Genomic DNA, 15,478 nt, shown 5'->3' with positions numbered 1-15,478 from the left:
GGGTGCGTCGGTTAGCCTGAGGCCCATGAGCGCGCGAATCCTGGTGGTCGACGACGACGCGGCCCTCGCCGAGATGATCGGCATCGTCCTGCGCGCGGAGGAGTGGGACGTCTCCTTCTGCGCCGACGGGTCGGGGGCACTCGAGGCCTTCCGCCGGGCTCGGCCCGACCTCGTCCTGCTCGATCTGATGCTGCCGGGGATCGACGGCATCGAGGTCTGCCGCCTGATCCGCGCCGAGTCGGGCGTCCCGATCATCATGCTGACCGCCAAGTCGGACACCGCCGACGTCGTCCAGGGCCTCGAGTCCGGCGCCGACGACTACATGGTCAAGCCGTTCGACCCCAAGGAGCTCGTCGCGCGGATCCGCACGCGGCTGCGGCCCTCGCAGGTCGCCGCCAACGCCGTGCTGCAGGTCGGCGACCTCAGTCTCGACGTCGCGGGTCACGAGGTCCGCCGCGGCGAGACCCGCATCGGCCTCACGCCGCTCGAGTTCGACCTCCTGCTCGCCCTCGCCTCGAAGCCGCAGCAGGTGTTCACCCGCGAGATGCTGCTCGAGCAGGTCTGGGGCTACCACTACAAGGCCGACACCCGGCTCGTGAACGTCCACGTGCAGCGCCTGCGCGCGAAGGTGGAGAAGGACCCGGACGACCCGCGCATCGTGACGACCGTGCGCGGGGTCGGCTACCGCGCCGGCTCCGTGCTCCCGGGCTGACGTGAGCCTCGCCCGCCGCTTCGGGGTGCCGGCGCTCCGGCGCTGGCCGCGGAGGGTGCTCCGCGCCTGGCGGAGCTCGCTGCAGTTCCGCGCCGTCGCGATCACGGTGCTGCTGAGCGGCATCGCGATCGGATCGACGGGCGCCTACCTCTCCTACAGCATCAGCGACAACCTGTTCCAGTCGCGGCTGAACCAGGTCACCGGCGACACCTCGCGGGCGACGCGGGCCGCGCAGGGCTACCTGGACGCGGCGACGGTCTCCACCCGCCAGGACATGGAGGAGGTCATGAACTCGGTGCGCACCGCGGTGCGCGACGCCTCCTCCTCCGCCCTGATCGCGGTGGTGCGCGCCCCGGATCAGGAGCCGTCCTCGCTGGCCCCGCAGGACAGCTACAACCGCGAGCTGCAGAACGGCGTGATCAGCGACGACCTCCGCGAGCGCGTGCAGGCCGGCGCCGACGGGCAGTACTGGCAGTCGGTGACCCTCGGCACGTCGAATCAGCAGCTGCCCGGCATCGTCGTCGGCTCGACGCTCGAGCTGCCGAGCTCCGCCGGGCGCTACGAGCTCTACATCGGCTACTCGCTCGCGGACGCCGAGCGGACCCTGCAGTTCGTGCAGCAGGTGCTCAACATCGCCGGGATCCTGCTGATCCTCCTGATCGGCGCGGTCAGCTGGGTGGTCGTGCGGATCGTGGTCGCGCCCGTCCGCGTGGCGGCCGAGACCAGCCAGCGCCTCGCCGCCGGCGACTTCGACGTCCGGATCCCCGAGAAGGGCCAGGACGTGATCGCGACCCTCGCCCGCTCCTTCAACGGCATGGCCGACAGCCTCCAGGAGCAGATCAGCGAGCTCGCCACGCTCAGCCGGGTGCAGCAGCGCTTCGTCTCGGACGTCTCGCACGAGCTGCGCACCCCGCTCACCACGATGAAGCTCGCGGGCGACGTGCTCTACGACCAGCGCGAGGGCTTCCCGCCCGTCGCCGAGCGGACGGTCGAGCTGCTGCACGGCCAGATCGGCCGCTTCGAGAGCCTCCTCGCCGATCTGCTCGAGATCTCCCGGCACGACGCCGGCTCGGCCGAGCTCGAGCTCGAGCCCGTGAACCTCGTGCGCCTGGCCGGCGAGGAGATCGACGGCATGCGCGGGATCGCCGAGGCGAACGGCTCCCGGCTGACGCTCTCCGCCCCCGGCGGCTACTTCGACGCCGAGATGGACGCGCGCCGGATCCGCCGGATCGTGCGCAACCTGCTCGGCAACGCGATCGAGCACGGCGACGGCCGGGAGATCGTGGTGACGGTCGACAGCAACGCCACCGCCGTGGCGATCGCCGTGCGCGACTACGGCCACGGCATGAGCTCGGAGGAGGTGATCCGCGTGTTCGACCGCTTCTGGCGCGCCGACCCGTCGCGCCGCAGGACCCTCGGCGGCACGGGCCTCGGCCTGTCGATCGCCCAGGAGGACACGGCGCTCCACCACGGCTGGCTGCAGGTCTGGTCGATGCCCGACCGCGGTGCGTGCTTCCGCCTCACCGTCCCGCGACGTCGCGGTCAGCGGATCGACGCCTCGCCGCTCCCGCTGCCGCCGGTCGATGCGGGCGAGCAGGCCTTCACCGGGCCGATCGTCCTCCCGCCGCTGCCGCTCGGCGGCGTCCCCGAGCAGGGGGCGCTGCGATGAGGCGGCTCCGCTCCGTCGTGGCCGCGGCCCTGCTGCTGGCGGCCCTGGTCGGCTGCGCGGGCATCCCGCGCGGCGGCGACGTCGGGGTCGGGCGGCCCGACACGGCGCCGCAGGACCTGCAGTACGACTTCCTGCCCTCCGGCCCCGCGGAGGGCGCCGACCAGCTCGAGATCCTCACCGGCTTCATCGACGCCGCCTCGAGCCCGCAGAACAACTACAAGATCGCCCGGGAGTTCCTCTCCACCGGGGCGGACTGGACGCCGGGCGAGCACGTCACGGTCGACGAGGGCCAGCGCTCCTCGACCCAGCCGAGCGCCTCGACGCTCTCGCTCACGATCACCCCGGTGGCGGAGGTCGACGAGACCGGCGTCTACTCCGAGGTCGCCACGACCGCCGCCCTCGATCTCGACTACGGCTTCGTCCAGGAGGACGGCGAGTGGCGGATCAGCGCGCCGCCGAGCGGGGTCGTGATCGACCGGACGACCTTCGAGCAGGTGTTCTCCACCTACGCGCTCTACTTCTTCGACCCCAGCTACAGCTACCTCGTGCCGGATCTGCGCTGGTTCGCCTCCCGCGCCGACAGCTCCACCAGCACCACCATCGTCACCGAGCTGCTGCGCGGGCCGACGGCGTGGCTGCGCGACTCGGGCGCCGTCGTCTCCGCCTTCCCGACCGGGACGACGCTGGCGGCCGAGACCGTGCCCGTGGAGGCCCAGCGGGCCGTCGTCGATCTGAACTCGGCGGCGCTCGAGGCGGACGAGCGGCAGTGGCGCCGGATGGCGCTGCAGCTGGGCCGGAGCCTCGCCAACGTCTCGAACGTGACGGGCGTCTCGCTCTCGGTGCAGCAGAACCCCATCGAGATCCCGACGGAGGTGACCGGGCTGCCGACCTCGCCGCGGGTCGACACCCGGCCGCTGGTGCTGACGGACGGCGACTTCGGCTTCCTCGGCTCCTCGGGGCTGGCCCCGACGGGCGTCTCGGAGCGGGTCGCCGCCCTCTCGCCCCGGGCCGCGGTGCTCGGCGAGCAGCGCGGCGCCGACTCCAGCGCGTCCGCGGCGGTCCTCACCGCGGCCGGCGTCTCGCTCGTCACCCCCGGCGTCGGCGACGTGCTGCTGGACGCCCGCGCCGGCCTCGCCGCTCCCGGGATGGACCCCTTCGGCTACGTCTGGTCGGTGCCCTCGGCCGCGCCCAACGAGCTGGTCGCCTACTCCTCGGACGGCTCCCGCTCGCTCCAGGTCGCGACCGCGTGGCCCGAGATCGAGTCGATCGCCTCGCTCGCGCTCTCCCGGGACGGCACGAGGATGCTCGCCCTCGCCCAGGACGGCCAGCAGGCGACCGTGCTGGTCGCCGGGATCACCCGCTCGGCCAACGGCGACCCGATCGCGGTCGGCGAGCCCGTGGTGCTCCGCTCGACGCTCGGCACGGCGGTCACCGCCGCGTGGACGGACGAGCTCGACGTGGTCTCGGTCGTGCGCGGCTCCACGGGCGAGGACACCGTGACGATGAACCAGCTCGGCGGAGCGGACACCCCGCTCGGGACGACGACCGGCACCGTGCAGATCGCCGCGGGCAACGCGTCGACGCAGATCCGGATCCTCGCCGAGGGCGGCGAGCTGCGCCAGCAGCGCGGCTCCGCGTGGCAGACGGTCGCGACAGGCATCGACCTTCTCGCGACGCAGACGGGCATGGGGTCCTGAGGGCGGGCACACTCGCCCGATGCTGCGCGATCACCTCCTCGACGCCCTCGCCGTGCTCCTGCCGGTGGACTGCCCGGCCTGCGGGCTGCCGGCGGTGCAGGTGCCCTGCCCGGGCTGCGCGTCGGCGCTCGCCGCGGAGGCGCGCCCGGCACTCCGCCGCGTCGGCCCGGCGGACGACCCGCTCGAGGTGCTCGTCGGGGCCGAGTACTCCGGCACGGTGCGGCGCCTCGTCCTCGCGCTCAAGGCGGAGGGGCGGGTCGCGGCGGCGCGCCCGCTCGGCGCGCTGCTGCGCCCGGTCCTCCTGCAGGCGCTCGCCGGGGAGCCTGCGGCGCTGGTCGGACCGCCCCGCTCGCGCGTGCGGCACCTGCGGCGCGGCTTCGACCCCGTCGACCTGCTGGTGCGCGCGGCCGGCGGGCGCCCCTCCCGGCCGATCACCAGGACGCGGCTCTCCCGCGACCAGGTCGGACTCGCCCGGGCCGAGCGGCGCTCCAATCTCGATCACGCGTTCCGCGCCAGGCGCCCGCTCGCCGGAACGCGGATCCTGCTCGTCGACGACGTCGTCACCTCGGGCGCGACCCTGCTGGAGCTGCGCCGGGCGGTGCGCGCGGGCGGGGGAGAGGTCGCCGGCGCCGTCGCGCTCGCGGGCACTCCCCGGCGCGGGAACGCGACTTCCTGAGTGAACTCCCGATGACGATCGGGTGACCGGGGTCTACGCTCGGGGCACGGCGCGAACGGACCGCCCTCAGAAAGGCGGCACGCCGTACTCGACTGGGAGGTTGTCATGGACATCGACATCACAGGCCGCAACATGGGCATCACCGATCGCTTCCGCGCGTACGCGACGGAGAAGTCGGAGAAGATCGCCCACCTCGCCGACCGGGCGCTCGCGCTCGAGATCAAGGCGAGCCGTCACAGCGAGGGCAAGGGCGCCGCCGGCGGCGACCGCGTCGAGCTCACGCTGATCGGCAAGGGGCCCGTGGTGCGGGCCGAGGCGAGCGGGGCCGACAAGTACGCGGCCTTCGACGTCGCCCTCGGGCGCCTGCTCGAACGGGTCCGGCGGGCGAAGGACCGGAAGAAGGTCCATCGGGGCCAGCATCGGCCGACCTCGCTGCGCGACGCGGCGGCCGACGACTTCAGCGTCGTCGCGATCCAGCCCGCCGACGCCGCGGTGCTCGAGCGCCTCAGCACGGGCGTCGTCCCCGTGCAGGAGCCGGCCGCCGAGGAGCCGGCGGTCGACGCGGACGAGAACGACGTGGAGGAGCCGTACTGCCCCGTCGTCATCCGCAAGAAGGTCTTCCCCTCCGTCTCGATGAGCGTCGACGACGCCGTCGACTACATGGAGCTGGTCGGCCACGACTTCTACCTCTTCATCGACGCGGACACCGACCGCCCGAGCGTCGTCTACCGCCGCAAGGGCTGGGACTACGGCGTGATCGGCCTCGGCGACGAGGCGGACGCGCAGGCGGAGGCCGCCGCCGGCTGATCCCCGGCTCGTCCGGCCGCGCGACCGAGCCCCCCGGGGGTCCTCCTCCGGGGGGCTCTTCGCGCCCTGTCGGGCGCCGCACAGTCCGTCGCCGCTAGGCTGGCGGAGTCCGCGCTCCGGCAGCGGGCACCTGTCTTCTACGTTTTGGAGTACCCCGTGGCCTCAGTTCTCGAAAAGGTCCTTCGCGTCGGGGAGGGTCGGGTCATCCGCCGCCTCGAGAACTACGCGAAAGCCGTCAACGCCCTCGAAGAGGACTTCACGCACCTCAGCGACGAGGAGCTGAAGAACGAGACCGTCGAGCTGCGCGAGCGCTACTCGAACGGCGAGTCGCTGGACGACCTGCTGCCGGAGGCGTTCGCCGCCGTCCGCGAGGCGTCGCGCCGCACGCTCGGCCTCCGCCACTTCGACGTCCAGCTGATGGGCGGCGCGGCGCTGCACCTCGGCAACATCGCCGAGATGAAGACCGGAGAGGGCAAGACCCTCGTCGCGACCCTCCCGGCCTACCTCAACGCCATCGCCAGCCGCGGCGTGCACATCGTCACGGTCAACGACTTCCTCGCGAACTACCAGTCCGAGCTGATGGGCCGCGTGTTCCGGGCCCTGGGCATGACGACCGGCGTCATCCTCGCCGGGCAGAACCCCGAGCAGCGACGCGAGCAGTACGCGGCCGACATCACCTACGGCACGAACAACGAGTTCGGCTTCGACTACCTGCGCGACAACATGGCGTGGCAGGCGAAGGACATGGTCCAGCGCGGCCACTTCTTCGCCGTGGTCGACGAGGTCGACTCGATCCTCATCGACGAGGCGCGCACCCCGCTGATCATCTCCGGCCCCGCGTCGGGCGAGGCGAACCGCTGGTTCGCCGAGTTCGCGAACCTCGCCAAGCGCCTCGTCGAGGGCGAGGACTACGAGGTCGACGAGAAGAAGCGCACCGTCGGCGTGCTCGAGCCCGGCATCGAGAAGGTCGAGGACTACCTCGGCATCGACAACCTCTACGAGTCCGCGAACACCCCGCTGATCTCGTTCCTCAACAACTCGATCAAGGCCCGCGCCCTGTTCAAGAAGGACAAGGACTACGTCGTCCTGAACGGCGAGGTGATGATCGTCGACGAGCACACCGGCCGCATCCTGGCCGGCCGCCGCTACAACGAGGGCATCCACCAGGCGATCGAGGCGAAGGAGGGCGTGCAGGTCAAGGCCGAGAACCAGACCCTCGCCACGGTCACGCTGCAGAACTACTTCCGCCTCTACGGCAAGCTCTCCGGGATGACCGGAACGGCCGAGACCGAGGCCGCCGAGTTCATGTCGACCTACAAGCTCGGCGTGGTCTCGATCCCGACGAACCGCAAGATGCAGCGCATCGACAACGCCGACCTCGTCTACAAGAACGAGCAGGTCAAGTTCGAGCAGGTCGTCGAGGACATCGTCGAGCGCCACGCGGCGGGCCAGCCCGTCCTGGTCGGCACGACCAGCGTCGAGAAGAGCGAGTACCTCTCCCGCCTGCTCGCCAAGAAGGGCGTGCGCCACGAGGTGCTGAACGCCAAGAACCACGCGCGCGAGGCCGCGATCGTCGCCCAGGCCGGCCGCCTCGGCGCCGTCACGGTCGCGACCAACATGGCCGGCCGCGGCACCGACATCATGCTCGGCGGCAACGCCGAGTTCCTCGCCGTCGCCGAGATGTCCGCCAAGCGGCTCAGCCCCGTCGACACCCCCGAGGAGTACGAGGCCGCCTGGGACGACGTGTTCGCCGCGGTCAAGGCGAAGGTCGCCGAGGAGGCCGAGAAGGTGCAGGCCGCCGGCGGCCTCTACGTGCTCGGCACCGAGCGCCACGAGTCGCGCCGCATCGACAACCAGCTCCGCGGCCGCTCCGGCCGCCAGGGCGACCCGGGCGAGAGCCGCTTCTACCTCTCCCTCACCGACGACCTGATGCGCCTGTTCAACTCCGGTGCCGCGGAGGCCCTGATGGGCCGCGGCAACGTGCCCGACGACATGGCGATCGAGTCGAAGGTCGTCTCGCGCGCCATCCGCAGCGCGCAGTCGCAGGTCGAGGCGCGCAACGCCGAGATCCGCAAGAACGTCCTCAAGTACGACGACGTCCTCAACCGCCAGCGCGAGGCGATCTACTCCGACCGCCGCCACATCCTCGAGGGCGACGACCTGCACGAGCGCACCCAGAAGTTCCTCGTCGACGTGATCGACGAGATCCTCGAGGTGCACACGGGCGAGGGCAACGGCGACGACTGGGACTTCGACGCGCTGTGGACCGAGCTGAAGACGCTCTATCCGGTGAGCCTCTCGATCGACGAGGTCGTGCAGGAGGCCGGCAGCCGCGGCCGGATCAACAAGGAGTTCATGCGCCGCGAGATCCTCTCGGACGCGAAGCTGGCCTACCAGTCCCGCGAGGAGCAGCTCGGCGCTCCCGCCATGCGCGAGCTCGAGCGCCGCGTCGTGCTCTCGGTGATCGACCGCCGCTGGCGCGACCACCTCTACGAGATGGACTACCTCAAGGACGGCATCGGCCTGCGCGCGATGGCGCAGCGCGACCCGCTGGTCGAGTACCAGCGCGAGGGCTTCACGCTGTTCCAGCAGATGATGGGCCAGATCCGCGAGGAGACCGTCGGCTTCCTCTTCAACCTCGAGGTCGAGGTCACGCAGAAGCAGGGCGAGGTCGCCGGCGTCGCCGCGAAGGGCCTCTCGGAGCCGGTCGCCCCGGTCGAGAAGCTCAGCTACTCCGCGCCGAGCGACTCGGGCGGCGTCGAGGTGCGCAACCAGCGCGGCCAGGTGCAGCAGGCGGCGACGGCCAAGGCCAGCGCCGCGGCCGCCCGCGAGGCGCGCCCGGCGGACGCGGAGGACGCGTCCACCACCGGCGCCTTCGGCCAGCAGCCGGGCGACTCGGACGAGACGCCGAACAACCGCCAGGAGCGCCGCGCACAGACCAAGCGCCGCTGATCGCTCGGCGCGCCGATCCCGAGCGCCGCTGATCGAACGACCGAGGGCCCCGGCTCCGCTGCTGCGGAGTGCGGGGCCCTCGTCGTCGGGGGAGCGGCCGGTCAGCCGCGGTGGCGCACCAGGGCCGAGACGAAGCCGCCGGCGAAGGTGTCGCCGAGGCCGATCGTCGTGGGGCGGTCGGTCTCGAGCACGAGCCCGGGGGTGCAGACGGCCGGCAGCCGCTCCTGCACCGCCGCGCAGACGGCGACCCCGCCGGGCTGCGCGGGCAGCCGGGCGACCCGGTCGTAGTCGGCGGCGGTGATGCCGTCGCCGAGCAGGTAGCGGGTGCTCGCCATCGTCACGCCGCCGAGCAGCGCCGCGCGGTACCGCTCCGCCGCCGCCCCGACCGCGGCCGACCAGTGCCGCGTATGCACGACGAGCACCGGGCCGGGCAGCAGCGCGGCCGCGGCCTCCAGCGCGTCGGCCACCGCGGCGGGATCGAGCAGGTCGAGCGGGCGCCCGAGCAGGGCCTGCAGCTCGTCCTCGTTCATGCTGACGACGTCGACGCGGCCGAGCAGGGCCGCGCGGGCCCGGTCCTGCAGGGCGGGGAGGTGGAATCCGGCGTCCTCGTAGATCACGTCCGCGGAGTGGGGCAGCGCGGCGAGGTGCCGCTTCAGCGTCGCCAGCCGCTCCGTGAGCACCGCCTCGTCCTGGATGCTGTTGAAGCCCGAGACGAGGAACACGTCCGCGTCCGCGAGGACGTCGCCCAGCCCCTCGGCCAGCAGCAGCTCGCGGTTGGGCGGGTCGTTCGAGACGATCACCCGGTTGGGATGCGGGGCGACCAGGAGCACGTCGCCGAGCCGGACGCGGGCACCGCGGGGGAACTGCACGATCAGGTGCGGGTCGGTGCTGTCCGCGGTCGCGCTCGAGACGTACTCGGTGCCCGGGGGGAGCAGGCGGCGGACGTGGTCGTCGATGCTCACCAGGTGCTGCACGGCGGCGAGGCCGTGCACGGCGAGCGCGTAGCCGGCGCGGACCCCCGTCCCGCCGAGGGTGATGCGCCGGGGGAAGCGCTGCGCGAACTCCTCGACGATGCGGGAGGAGGAGGCGAATCTCTCCCCTCCCGCACCGTCGGCGAGGAACGCGAGGAGCGCCACGACGAGATCGCGCTCGGTGGTCACCGGCGCCGTCCTCGTCAGCTCGTCCGCGCGGATCCCGTAGCCGTCCGCGAGCGCCTGGACGACGTCGCCGTCCCAGTCGATCTCGTAGTCCACGGTCCCGCCCAGTCCGAGCACGATCCTCTCGCTCACCGCGTCGTCCCTCGTGTCCGGGTTCCGGGCCTAGTAGAGCTCGGCCTTGCCGGCGGAGCCGAACAGGTCGATCTTCTGGGCGGCCGTCTCCTTCATCGCCGCGATGGAGGGCGGCTGGATCGTGTTCGGCTCGCGGACGGACGGGTCGGCCAGCACCTCGCGCATGCGGTTGTGGTACGAGGCCTTGATGTCGCTGGAGATGTTGATCTTGTTCACTCCGCGCTTCACCGACTCCGCGATCTCGGCGTCGGGGTTGTTCGAGCCGCCGTGCAGGACGAGCGGCACCGCGACGCGCTTCTTGATCTCGGCGAGCAGGTCGAGCTTGAGCGCGGGCTTCATCGACGCCGGGTAGAGGCCGTGGCTGGTGCCGATGGCGATCGCGAGGCTGTCCACGCCGGTGGAGGAGACGAAGTCGACCGCCTCGTCGGGCTCGGTGTAGATGATGTTCGCGGCGCCGTCCTCGGCCTCGTTGTCGGTCTTGCCGATGGTGCCGAGCTCGCCCTCGACCGAGACGCCGACGGCGTGCGCGGCGTCGACGACGCGCTTGGTGATCGCGACGTTCTCGTCGTAGGGGAGCATCGAGCCGTCGATCATCACGGAGGTGAAGCCCGACTTGATCGCGAGCAGCACCTGCTCGTAGGTGGCGCCGTGGTCCAGGTGGATGGTGACGGGGACGCTGGAGCGGTGGGCACGGGCGATGATCGCGTGCAGGATGTCCACTCCGGTGTGGCTCAGCTCGTCGGGGTGGATCGCGATGAGCAGGGGGGAGTCCTTCTCCTCGCTGATCTCGAAGAGGCCGTTCATCATGGCGTAGTCGCTGACGTTGAACGCCGGGACGGCGAAGCCGTTCGCATTGGCGACGTCCAGCAGGTCTTTTCCGGAAACAAGCATTCTCTGACTGTCCTTCTCGTGGTGGTGGTGGTGTTCCGGACGCGCGGTCGCGCGCCTCAGCTCTTGACGGCCCCGGCGGTCATGCCGCCGATGAAGTACCGCTGGAAGAAGAGGAAGAGGAGGAGGACGGGAACGCATCCGAGGATGCTCATCGCCATCATCTCGTTCCACTCGTAGGAGTTCTGGCCCATGAGCAGCTGGATGCCGATCGGCACTGTGCGCATGTCGTCGGTGCGGGTCAGGGTGAGCGCGAAGAGGTACTCGTTCCACGCGATCATGAAGGTGTAGACCCCGACCGAGACGATGCCGGGGATGGCGATCGGCACCAGGATCCGCCAGAGCACGGTCATCGGGCCGGCCCCGTCCATCCGCGCCGCCTCGTCGAGATCGCGGGGGAGGGTGTTGAAGTAGCCGGTCAGCATGATGATCGCGTAGGGCAGCGTGAAGACCAGATAGGTGAGGATCAGGCCCTGGTAGGTGTTGTAGAGCCGCAGCGTCACCATCAGGCCGAAGAACGGGATCAGCAGGGTGATCGGCGGAACCGCCTGGACGCTGACGATGATGATGTTGATCGGCCGCTTGAAGCGGAACTCGTAGCGGCTGAACGCGTAGGACGCGAGGATGGCGACCACCAGCGTCAGCGCCACCACCGCGAGGGCGACGACGTAGCTGTTGATGAAGAAGCGGACCTTGGTCGGGTCGCCCAGGATCCCTGCGTACGCCGCGAACGAGAACGTGTCCGTGATCAGCCGCGGCGGGTACTCGAAGATCTCGGTGTTCGACTTGAACGAGCTGGCGGCCATCCAGACGATCGGCAGGCCCGCGAAGGCGGCGCCGATCAGCAGGAGGACCCAGACCCCGGCCTTCGCGGCGAGGAGCCGCGGCGTGCGGACGGCCGGGCGGGTGGCGGTGGCGGTCACGTCAGTCCCTGGCTTTCTGGTTCCGCACGTAGAAGAACGCGAGGACCATGGTGAGGAGGAGGATCAGGACGGCGCTCGCCGAGGCCACCGAGAACTCGTAGCGGCTGAACGCGAGCTTGTAGGTGTACGTGCTGAGCATCTCGGTCGCGTCGATCGGGCCGCCGCCGGTGGTCATCCAGATCAGCGCGAACTGCTGCGAGGTCCAGATGATGTCGAGCACCGACATGCTGATGATGATCGGCTTGAGCTGCGGGATCGTGACGTTCCAGAAGCGCTGCCAGGCGCTCGCCCCGTCGACCTTCGCCGCCTCGTAGAGGTCGTGCGGGATGCCCTGCAGACCCGCCAGGAGCGTGATCATGTAGAACGAGTAGCCCGCCCAGATGTTGATGAAGGTGACCGAGAGCAGCGCGGTCGCGGGGGAGGCGAGCCACTCGATCCCCTGATCGGTCAGCCCGAGCGAGATCAGCGCGTAGTTGACGACGCCGTTGGGGTTGAGCAGCAGCCGCCAGAGCACCGCGATGATCGCCACCGTGAAGAGCCACGGCAGGACGTAGACGACCCGGAAGAGCGACTTGGCGACGGTCGGCACGAGCGGCGAGTTCAGCAGCATCGCGAAGCCGAGTCCGAGGACGAGGTGGGCGGCGACGCTGACGCCGACGAACACGATCGTGTTGCCGGTGGCCGTGCGGAACTTCGGATCGCCGAGGACCTCGAGGTAGTTGGCGAGACCGACGAAGGCCGGCCGCGGGTTCGTGATGACGTTGTCGAAGAACGAGTACCCGATCACCAGCAGGACCGGCACGAGCATCAGGACGAGCATCACGATCGCCGTGGGGGAGAGGTAGAGGTAGGGCGCGAGGTCGCGCCGCCACCGGCGCCCCGGCCGCGCCGCCGGGGTGGGCGGCGCGGGGGCGGGACGCTGGGGCGTGCTCAGCAGGGAGACCATGGGAGTCGGACGGGTCACGGGCTCAGAACTCGCCGAGCCAGGCTTCCTGGGACTTCTCCAGCGCCTCGTCGACGCTCTGATCACCGTTGAGGGCGGCCTGAAGCTGCTCGTCGAAGTCGCGCATCAGCTGCTCGGCGACGGGCAGGCCGACGAACTCGTTGGCCGGGTAGCCGGCCGAGTAGATGTCGAAGGCCTCCTGGTACAGCGGGTCGCTGTCCGAGAAGTCCGGCGTGGAGGCGGTGTTGCCCGGGAAGGCGTTGGCCAGCGTCGACAGCTCCGAGTTGGTCTCGGCGCTCATCAGGAAGGACACGAGCTTCGCGGCCTCGGCCGGGTGCTCGCTGGCGGCGGAGACCCCGATGCCCCAGGAGGCGTAGGGGATGCCGCGCTCGCCGCTGAAGCCGTCCTCGGCCGGGATGGCCGAGATGCTGAACGTCAGCTCCGGGTTGGACTCCCGGATGGTGGCGATGTGCGAGAGCGAGTCGATCATCATGCCGACGCGGCCGTTGGTGAACTCCTCGACCTTGTCCTGCTCCTTCATCGTCGCGGCGCCGGGAGCGATCACGCCGTCCTCGTCGAGCTGCGCGATGTAGTCGACGGCGCTGGTGACGGCGTCGTTGGTGAGGTCGGGCTTCCCGTCGTCGAGCATGCTGCCGCCGGAGGCCCAGACCCACGACATGACGTCGTTCTGGATGCCGTTGGGCGCGTCGCTGGAGAGCGGGAGCACCCAGCCGCTGGTGTTGTCGCCGAGCGCCGTCACGGCCTTCGCCGCGGCCTCGAACTCGCTGCGGGTCGAGGGCGGAGCGCTGACGCCCGCCTCGGAGAGCAGCGCGTCGTTCGTGAAGAGCGGGTAGACGAAGTTCACGACGGGGACCATCGCGGTCTTGCCGTCCACGACCACGGTCGAGGAGAGCTGGCTCTCGTCGAAGCCCGCGTCCGAGAGCAGAGGTCCGAGATCGGCCAGCGCGCCCTGCTTCGCGAAGTCGCTGATCCACGCGCCGTCCAGTCCGACGACGTCGGACATCGTGCCGGCCGCGGCGCCCGCGAACAGCTGCTCCTTGGTCGAGGCGTACGGGCCGCTGAGGAGGTCGACCGTGATGCCGGGGTTGGCGGCCTCGAAGTCGTCCATCAGCCCGCGGAGGGCGCCGTCCGAGAGCTCGGGCTCCCACCACTGGGCGAACTCGAGGGTGACGTCTCCGCCTTCCGCGGCGTCGCCGCCACCCTGACTGCAGCCGGTCAGCATCGTCGCGGCGACGGCCGCGCTGACGGTGAAGACGACGGCTCTTCTGATGCGAGCACCTTTGCTCATGTCACTCCCTGCAACTCTGCAGTTATCTGCTGTTGTGTGCGCATTCTTGCGCTTGTGTTCTGCGAATGTACCTGGCGGTGCGTGGGTCTGCAAGAACCGGCGTGGAATTGCCGAGATGTGCGACGAACGCGGGGCAAACCGCAGTCCAGGCGGCTCCCTGCGTGCGACAAGTTGCAGGATCCGGCACGGCGGTGTTAGACAACCCCCATGCCCGACACCGACGACACCCCCTCCGCGCACGACGCTCCGTCCCGGCTGCCCGCCGGCCGGAAGGCCGATCTGGCCGCCTACGTCGCCGAGGCGGGCGAGGTCACGGTGACCACACTCGCCCGCCGCTTTGCGGTCTCGGCGGACACGGTGCGCCGTGACCTCGACCAGCTCGATGCGGACGGCTATCTCGTCCGCACCCACGGCGGCGCGGTGAGCCTCACCGTGATGCCCGCCACGGAGAAGCGGCTGGACGTCCGCCTGGGCATCCAGCGCGGGGCGAAGGAGAAGATCGGCGCGCTCGCCGCCGGACTCGTCGACAACGGGGCGGTGGTGATGCTGAACGCCGGCACCACCTCGCTCGCCGTCGTCCGGCACCTCAATGACCACCGCGAGCTGACGATCGCGACGAACAACCTGCGCGTCGCCGCGGAGATCGGCTCGAAGACCTGCCGCGACCTCTTCGTCTTCGGCGGCGCGGTGCGCCTGGGCGGGCAGTCGACGGTGGGGCCGGTGGGCTTCGCGGCGGCCGAGCCGGGCGGCGCCGTCGACCTGCACTGCGACATCGGGCTCATCTCGGTCGGCGCCGTCTCGGCGGAGAACGGCTACTCCACCAGCAACCTCGCCGAGGGCGTGATGATGAGCGAGATGATCGCGCGCTGCGAGCGGGTGGCGATCCTCGCCGATCAGACGAAGTTCGGCCGCACCCTCTTCGCGCAGGTGGCGGAGCTCGGCCGGGCCGACTACCTCGTCACGGACGCGCCGCCGCCGCCGGAGCTCGAGGAGGCGCTGCGGGAGAAGGGCGTGCAGGTGGTGCTCCCCGCGGCGGCGCCCGCCCGCGAGCGCTGAGCTTCGAGCGCCGGCGTGCGCGCGCTGCTGCGCACGCGTCGGCCGGCGCGCTCCGATCCGCACGTGCCGCCCGGCACGCATCGTTCTGCGTCAGAGCACGTTGATCGCCGTCGCCCGCCAACGGGCGTCCGTGCCCTCCAGCCGGATGGCGACCGCTCTGGTCCGCACCCGGTTGTGCACGAGGACGACGGCCTCGACGATCCCGTCGCGCGGCTCGGTGACCACGACGCGGCCGACGGTGCAGGGGATCCGCTGCGCCGACCGGCCCTTGAGGCTCCTCGCCCGAGCGGCCATCACGACCCGCTTCTGCAGGTGGCGGTAGACGTCGTCGCTCAGCCACCTCGCCAGCTGGTCGATCTCGCGGGAGCCCGCGAGGACCTCGACCACCAGCAGTGTCAGGCAGGCGAGGATCGGTTCTGGGTCGGGCAGCTCCGCGCGCGTCGCCGGCTGCGGCGCGAAGAAGGCGGCGGTCGGCGACGCAGGGATGATCGCGTCCGTCTCCAGCGGCAGTGTGCGGTAGTCGAACGCGGTGGTGGGGTGCAACATGGGGCGTGCTC

At 71.0% G+C, this 15,478-nt stretch carries 13 protein-coding genes; 7 read left to right on the top strand and 6 right to left on the bottom strand.

The genetic code is table 11. From position 1 onward, the window contains the following. Positions 1 to 25 precede the first annotated feature (25 nt). The 6 genes from mtrA to secA all read left to right on the top strand — a co-directional run bounded on the left by mtrA (position 26) and on the right by secA (position 8,513). Complete coding sequence (mtrA, locus tag HQQ82_RS04780; protein WP_173231882.1) at positions 26 to 712, top strand: MtrAB system response regulator MtrA; 687 nt, start codon at positions 26 to 28, stop codon at positions 710 to 712. A 1-nt stretch (position 713) separates the two neighbouring features. Next, positions 714 to 2,381: an MtrAB system histidine kinase MtrB gene (gene mtrB / locus HQQ82_RS04775; RefSeq protein ID WP_367947815.1), complete on the top strand. Its 1,668-nt coding sequence runs from the start codon at positions 714 to 716 to the stop codon at positions 2,379 to 2,381. Then, a complete protein-coding gene (locus HQQ82_RS04770) occupies positions 2,378 to 4,078 on the top strand; it encodes a GerMN domain-containing protein (RefSeq protein WP_173231881.1) in 1,701 nt (566 codons plus the stop codon). Before mtrB ends, HQQ82_RS04770 begins: the two co-directional genes overlap by 4 nt. A gap of 19 nt (positions 4,079 to 4,097) precedes the next feature. Next, positions 4,098 to 4,754 (top strand): ComF family protein, encoded by a 657-nt coding sequence (locus tag HQQ82_RS04765; RefSeq protein WP_173231880.1) that lies wholly within the window; start codon positions 4,098 to 4,100, stop codon positions 4,752 to 4,754. A 105-nt stretch (positions 4,755 to 4,859) separates the two neighbouring features. Continuing rightward, positions 4,860 to 5,561 (top strand): ribosome-associated translation inhibitor RaiA, encoded by a 702-nt coding sequence (gene raiA, locus HQQ82_RS04760; protein WP_173231879.1) that lies wholly within the window; start codon positions 4,860 to 4,862, stop codon positions 5,559 to 5,561. A 156-nt stretch (positions 5,562 to 5,717) separates the two neighbouring features. Beyond that, on the top strand, positions 5,718 to 8,513 hold the full coding sequence (gene secA, locus HQQ82_RS04755) for a preprotein translocase subunit SecA (protein ID WP_173231878.1): 2,796 nt from the start codon (positions 5,718 to 5,720) through the stop codon (positions 8,511 to 8,513). A gap of 101 nt (positions 8,514 to 8,614) precedes the next feature. On the opposite strand, the gene HQQ82_RS04750 is transcribed toward secA, so the two are convergent. Genes HQQ82_RS04750 through HQQ82_RS04730 form a run of 5 tightly spaced genes read right to left on the bottom strand, consistent with a single transcriptional unit; the run spans position 8,615 to position 13,865 of the window. Then, positions 8,615 to 9,802 (bottom strand): ADP-dependent glucokinase/phosphofructokinase, encoded by a 1,188-nt coding sequence (locus tag HQQ82_RS04750; protein ID WP_173231877.1) that lies wholly within the window; start codon positions 9,800 to 9,802, stop codon positions 8,615 to 8,617. 30 nt (positions 9,803 to 9,832) lie between these two features. After that, positions 9,833 to 10,693 carry a ketose-bisphosphate aldolase gene (locus tag HQQ82_RS04745; RefSeq protein WP_173231876.1) on the bottom strand — a complete coding sequence of 287 codons (861 nt, stop codon included), beginning with the start codon at positions 10,691 to 10,693 and terminating at the stop codon, positions 9,833 to 9,835. Between the two features lie 56 nt (positions 10,694 to 10,749). Beyond that, complete coding sequence (locus HQQ82_RS04740) at positions 10,750 to 11,613, bottom strand: carbohydrate ABC transporter permease (RefSeq protein WP_367947814.1); 864 nt, start codon at positions 11,611 to 11,613, stop codon at positions 10,750 to 10,752. A 1-nt stretch (position 11,614) separates the two neighbouring features. Continuing rightward, a complete protein-coding gene (locus tag HQQ82_RS04735; RefSeq protein ID WP_367947813.1) occupies positions 11,615 to 12,577 on the bottom strand; it encodes a carbohydrate ABC transporter permease in 963 nt (320 codons plus the stop codon). Positions 12,578 to 12,581: 4 nt separating this feature from the next. Beyond that, positions 12,582 to 13,865: a sugar ABC transporter substrate-binding protein gene (locus HQQ82_RS04730; RefSeq protein ID WP_173231875.1), complete on the bottom strand. Its 1,284-nt coding sequence runs from the start codon at positions 13,863 to 13,865 to the stop codon at positions 12,582 to 12,584. A gap of 207 nt (positions 13,866 to 14,072) precedes the next feature. Between HQQ82_RS04730 and HQQ82_RS04725 the strand changes: the two genes are divergently transcribed. After that, entirely contained in the window at positions 14,073 to 14,921 is an 849-nt protein-coding gene (locus HQQ82_RS04725) for a DeoR/GlpR family DNA-binding transcription regulator (RefSeq protein WP_173231874.1), read from the top strand. A gap of 90 nt (positions 14,922 to 15,011) precedes the next feature. On the opposite strand, the gene HQQ82_RS04720 is transcribed toward HQQ82_RS04725, so the two are convergent. After that, positions 15,012 to 15,467: an Rv3235 family protein gene (locus HQQ82_RS04720; protein WP_254071172.1), complete on the bottom strand. Its 456-nt coding sequence runs from the start codon at positions 15,465 to 15,467 to the stop codon at positions 15,012 to 15,014. Positions 15,468 to 15,478 lie beyond the last annotated feature (11 nt).

Origin of the sequence: Rathayibacter sp. VKM Ac-2856 (genome assembly GCF_013205055.1) — a bacterium.
Lineage (GTDB): Bacteria > Actinomycetota > Actinomycetes > Actinomycetales > Microbacteriaceae > Rathayibacter.
This window is presented reverse-complemented; position numbering and strand designations above follow the sequence as displayed.

Excerpts from the sequence above, each read along its gene's own strand:
- mtrA (WP_173231882.1), top strand. The coding sequence starts at position 26 with ATGAGCGCGCGAATCCTGGTGGTCGACGACGACGCGGCCCTCGCCGAG.
- HQQ82_RS04770 (WP_173231881.1), top strand. The coding sequence starts at position 2,378 with ATGAGGCGGCTCCGCTCCGTCGTGGCCGCGGCCCTGCTGCTGGCGGCC.
- HQQ82_RS04765 (WP_173231880.1), top strand. The coding sequence starts at position 4,098 with ATGCTGCGCGATCACCTCCTCGACGCCCTCGCCGTGCTCCTGCCGGTG.
- raiA (WP_173231879.1), top strand. The coding sequence starts at position 4,860 with ATGGACATCGACATCACAGGCCGCAACATGGGCATCACCGATCGCTTC.
- HQQ82_RS04745 (WP_173231876.1), bottom strand. The coding sequence starts at position 10,693 with ATGCTTGTTTCCGGAAAAGACCTGCTGGACGTCGCCAATGCGAACGGC.
- HQQ82_RS04730 (WP_173231875.1), bottom strand. The coding sequence starts at position 13,865 with ATGAGCAAAGGTGCTCGCATCAGAAGAGCCGTCGTCTTCACCGTCAGC.
- HQQ82_RS04725 (WP_173231874.1), top strand. The coding sequence starts at position 14,073 with ATGCCCGACACCGACGACACCCCCTCCGCGCACGACGCTCCGTCCCGG.
- HQQ82_RS04720 (WP_254071172.1), bottom strand. The coding sequence starts at position 15,467 with ATGTTGCACCCCACCACCGCGTTCGACTACCGCACACTGCCGCTGGAG.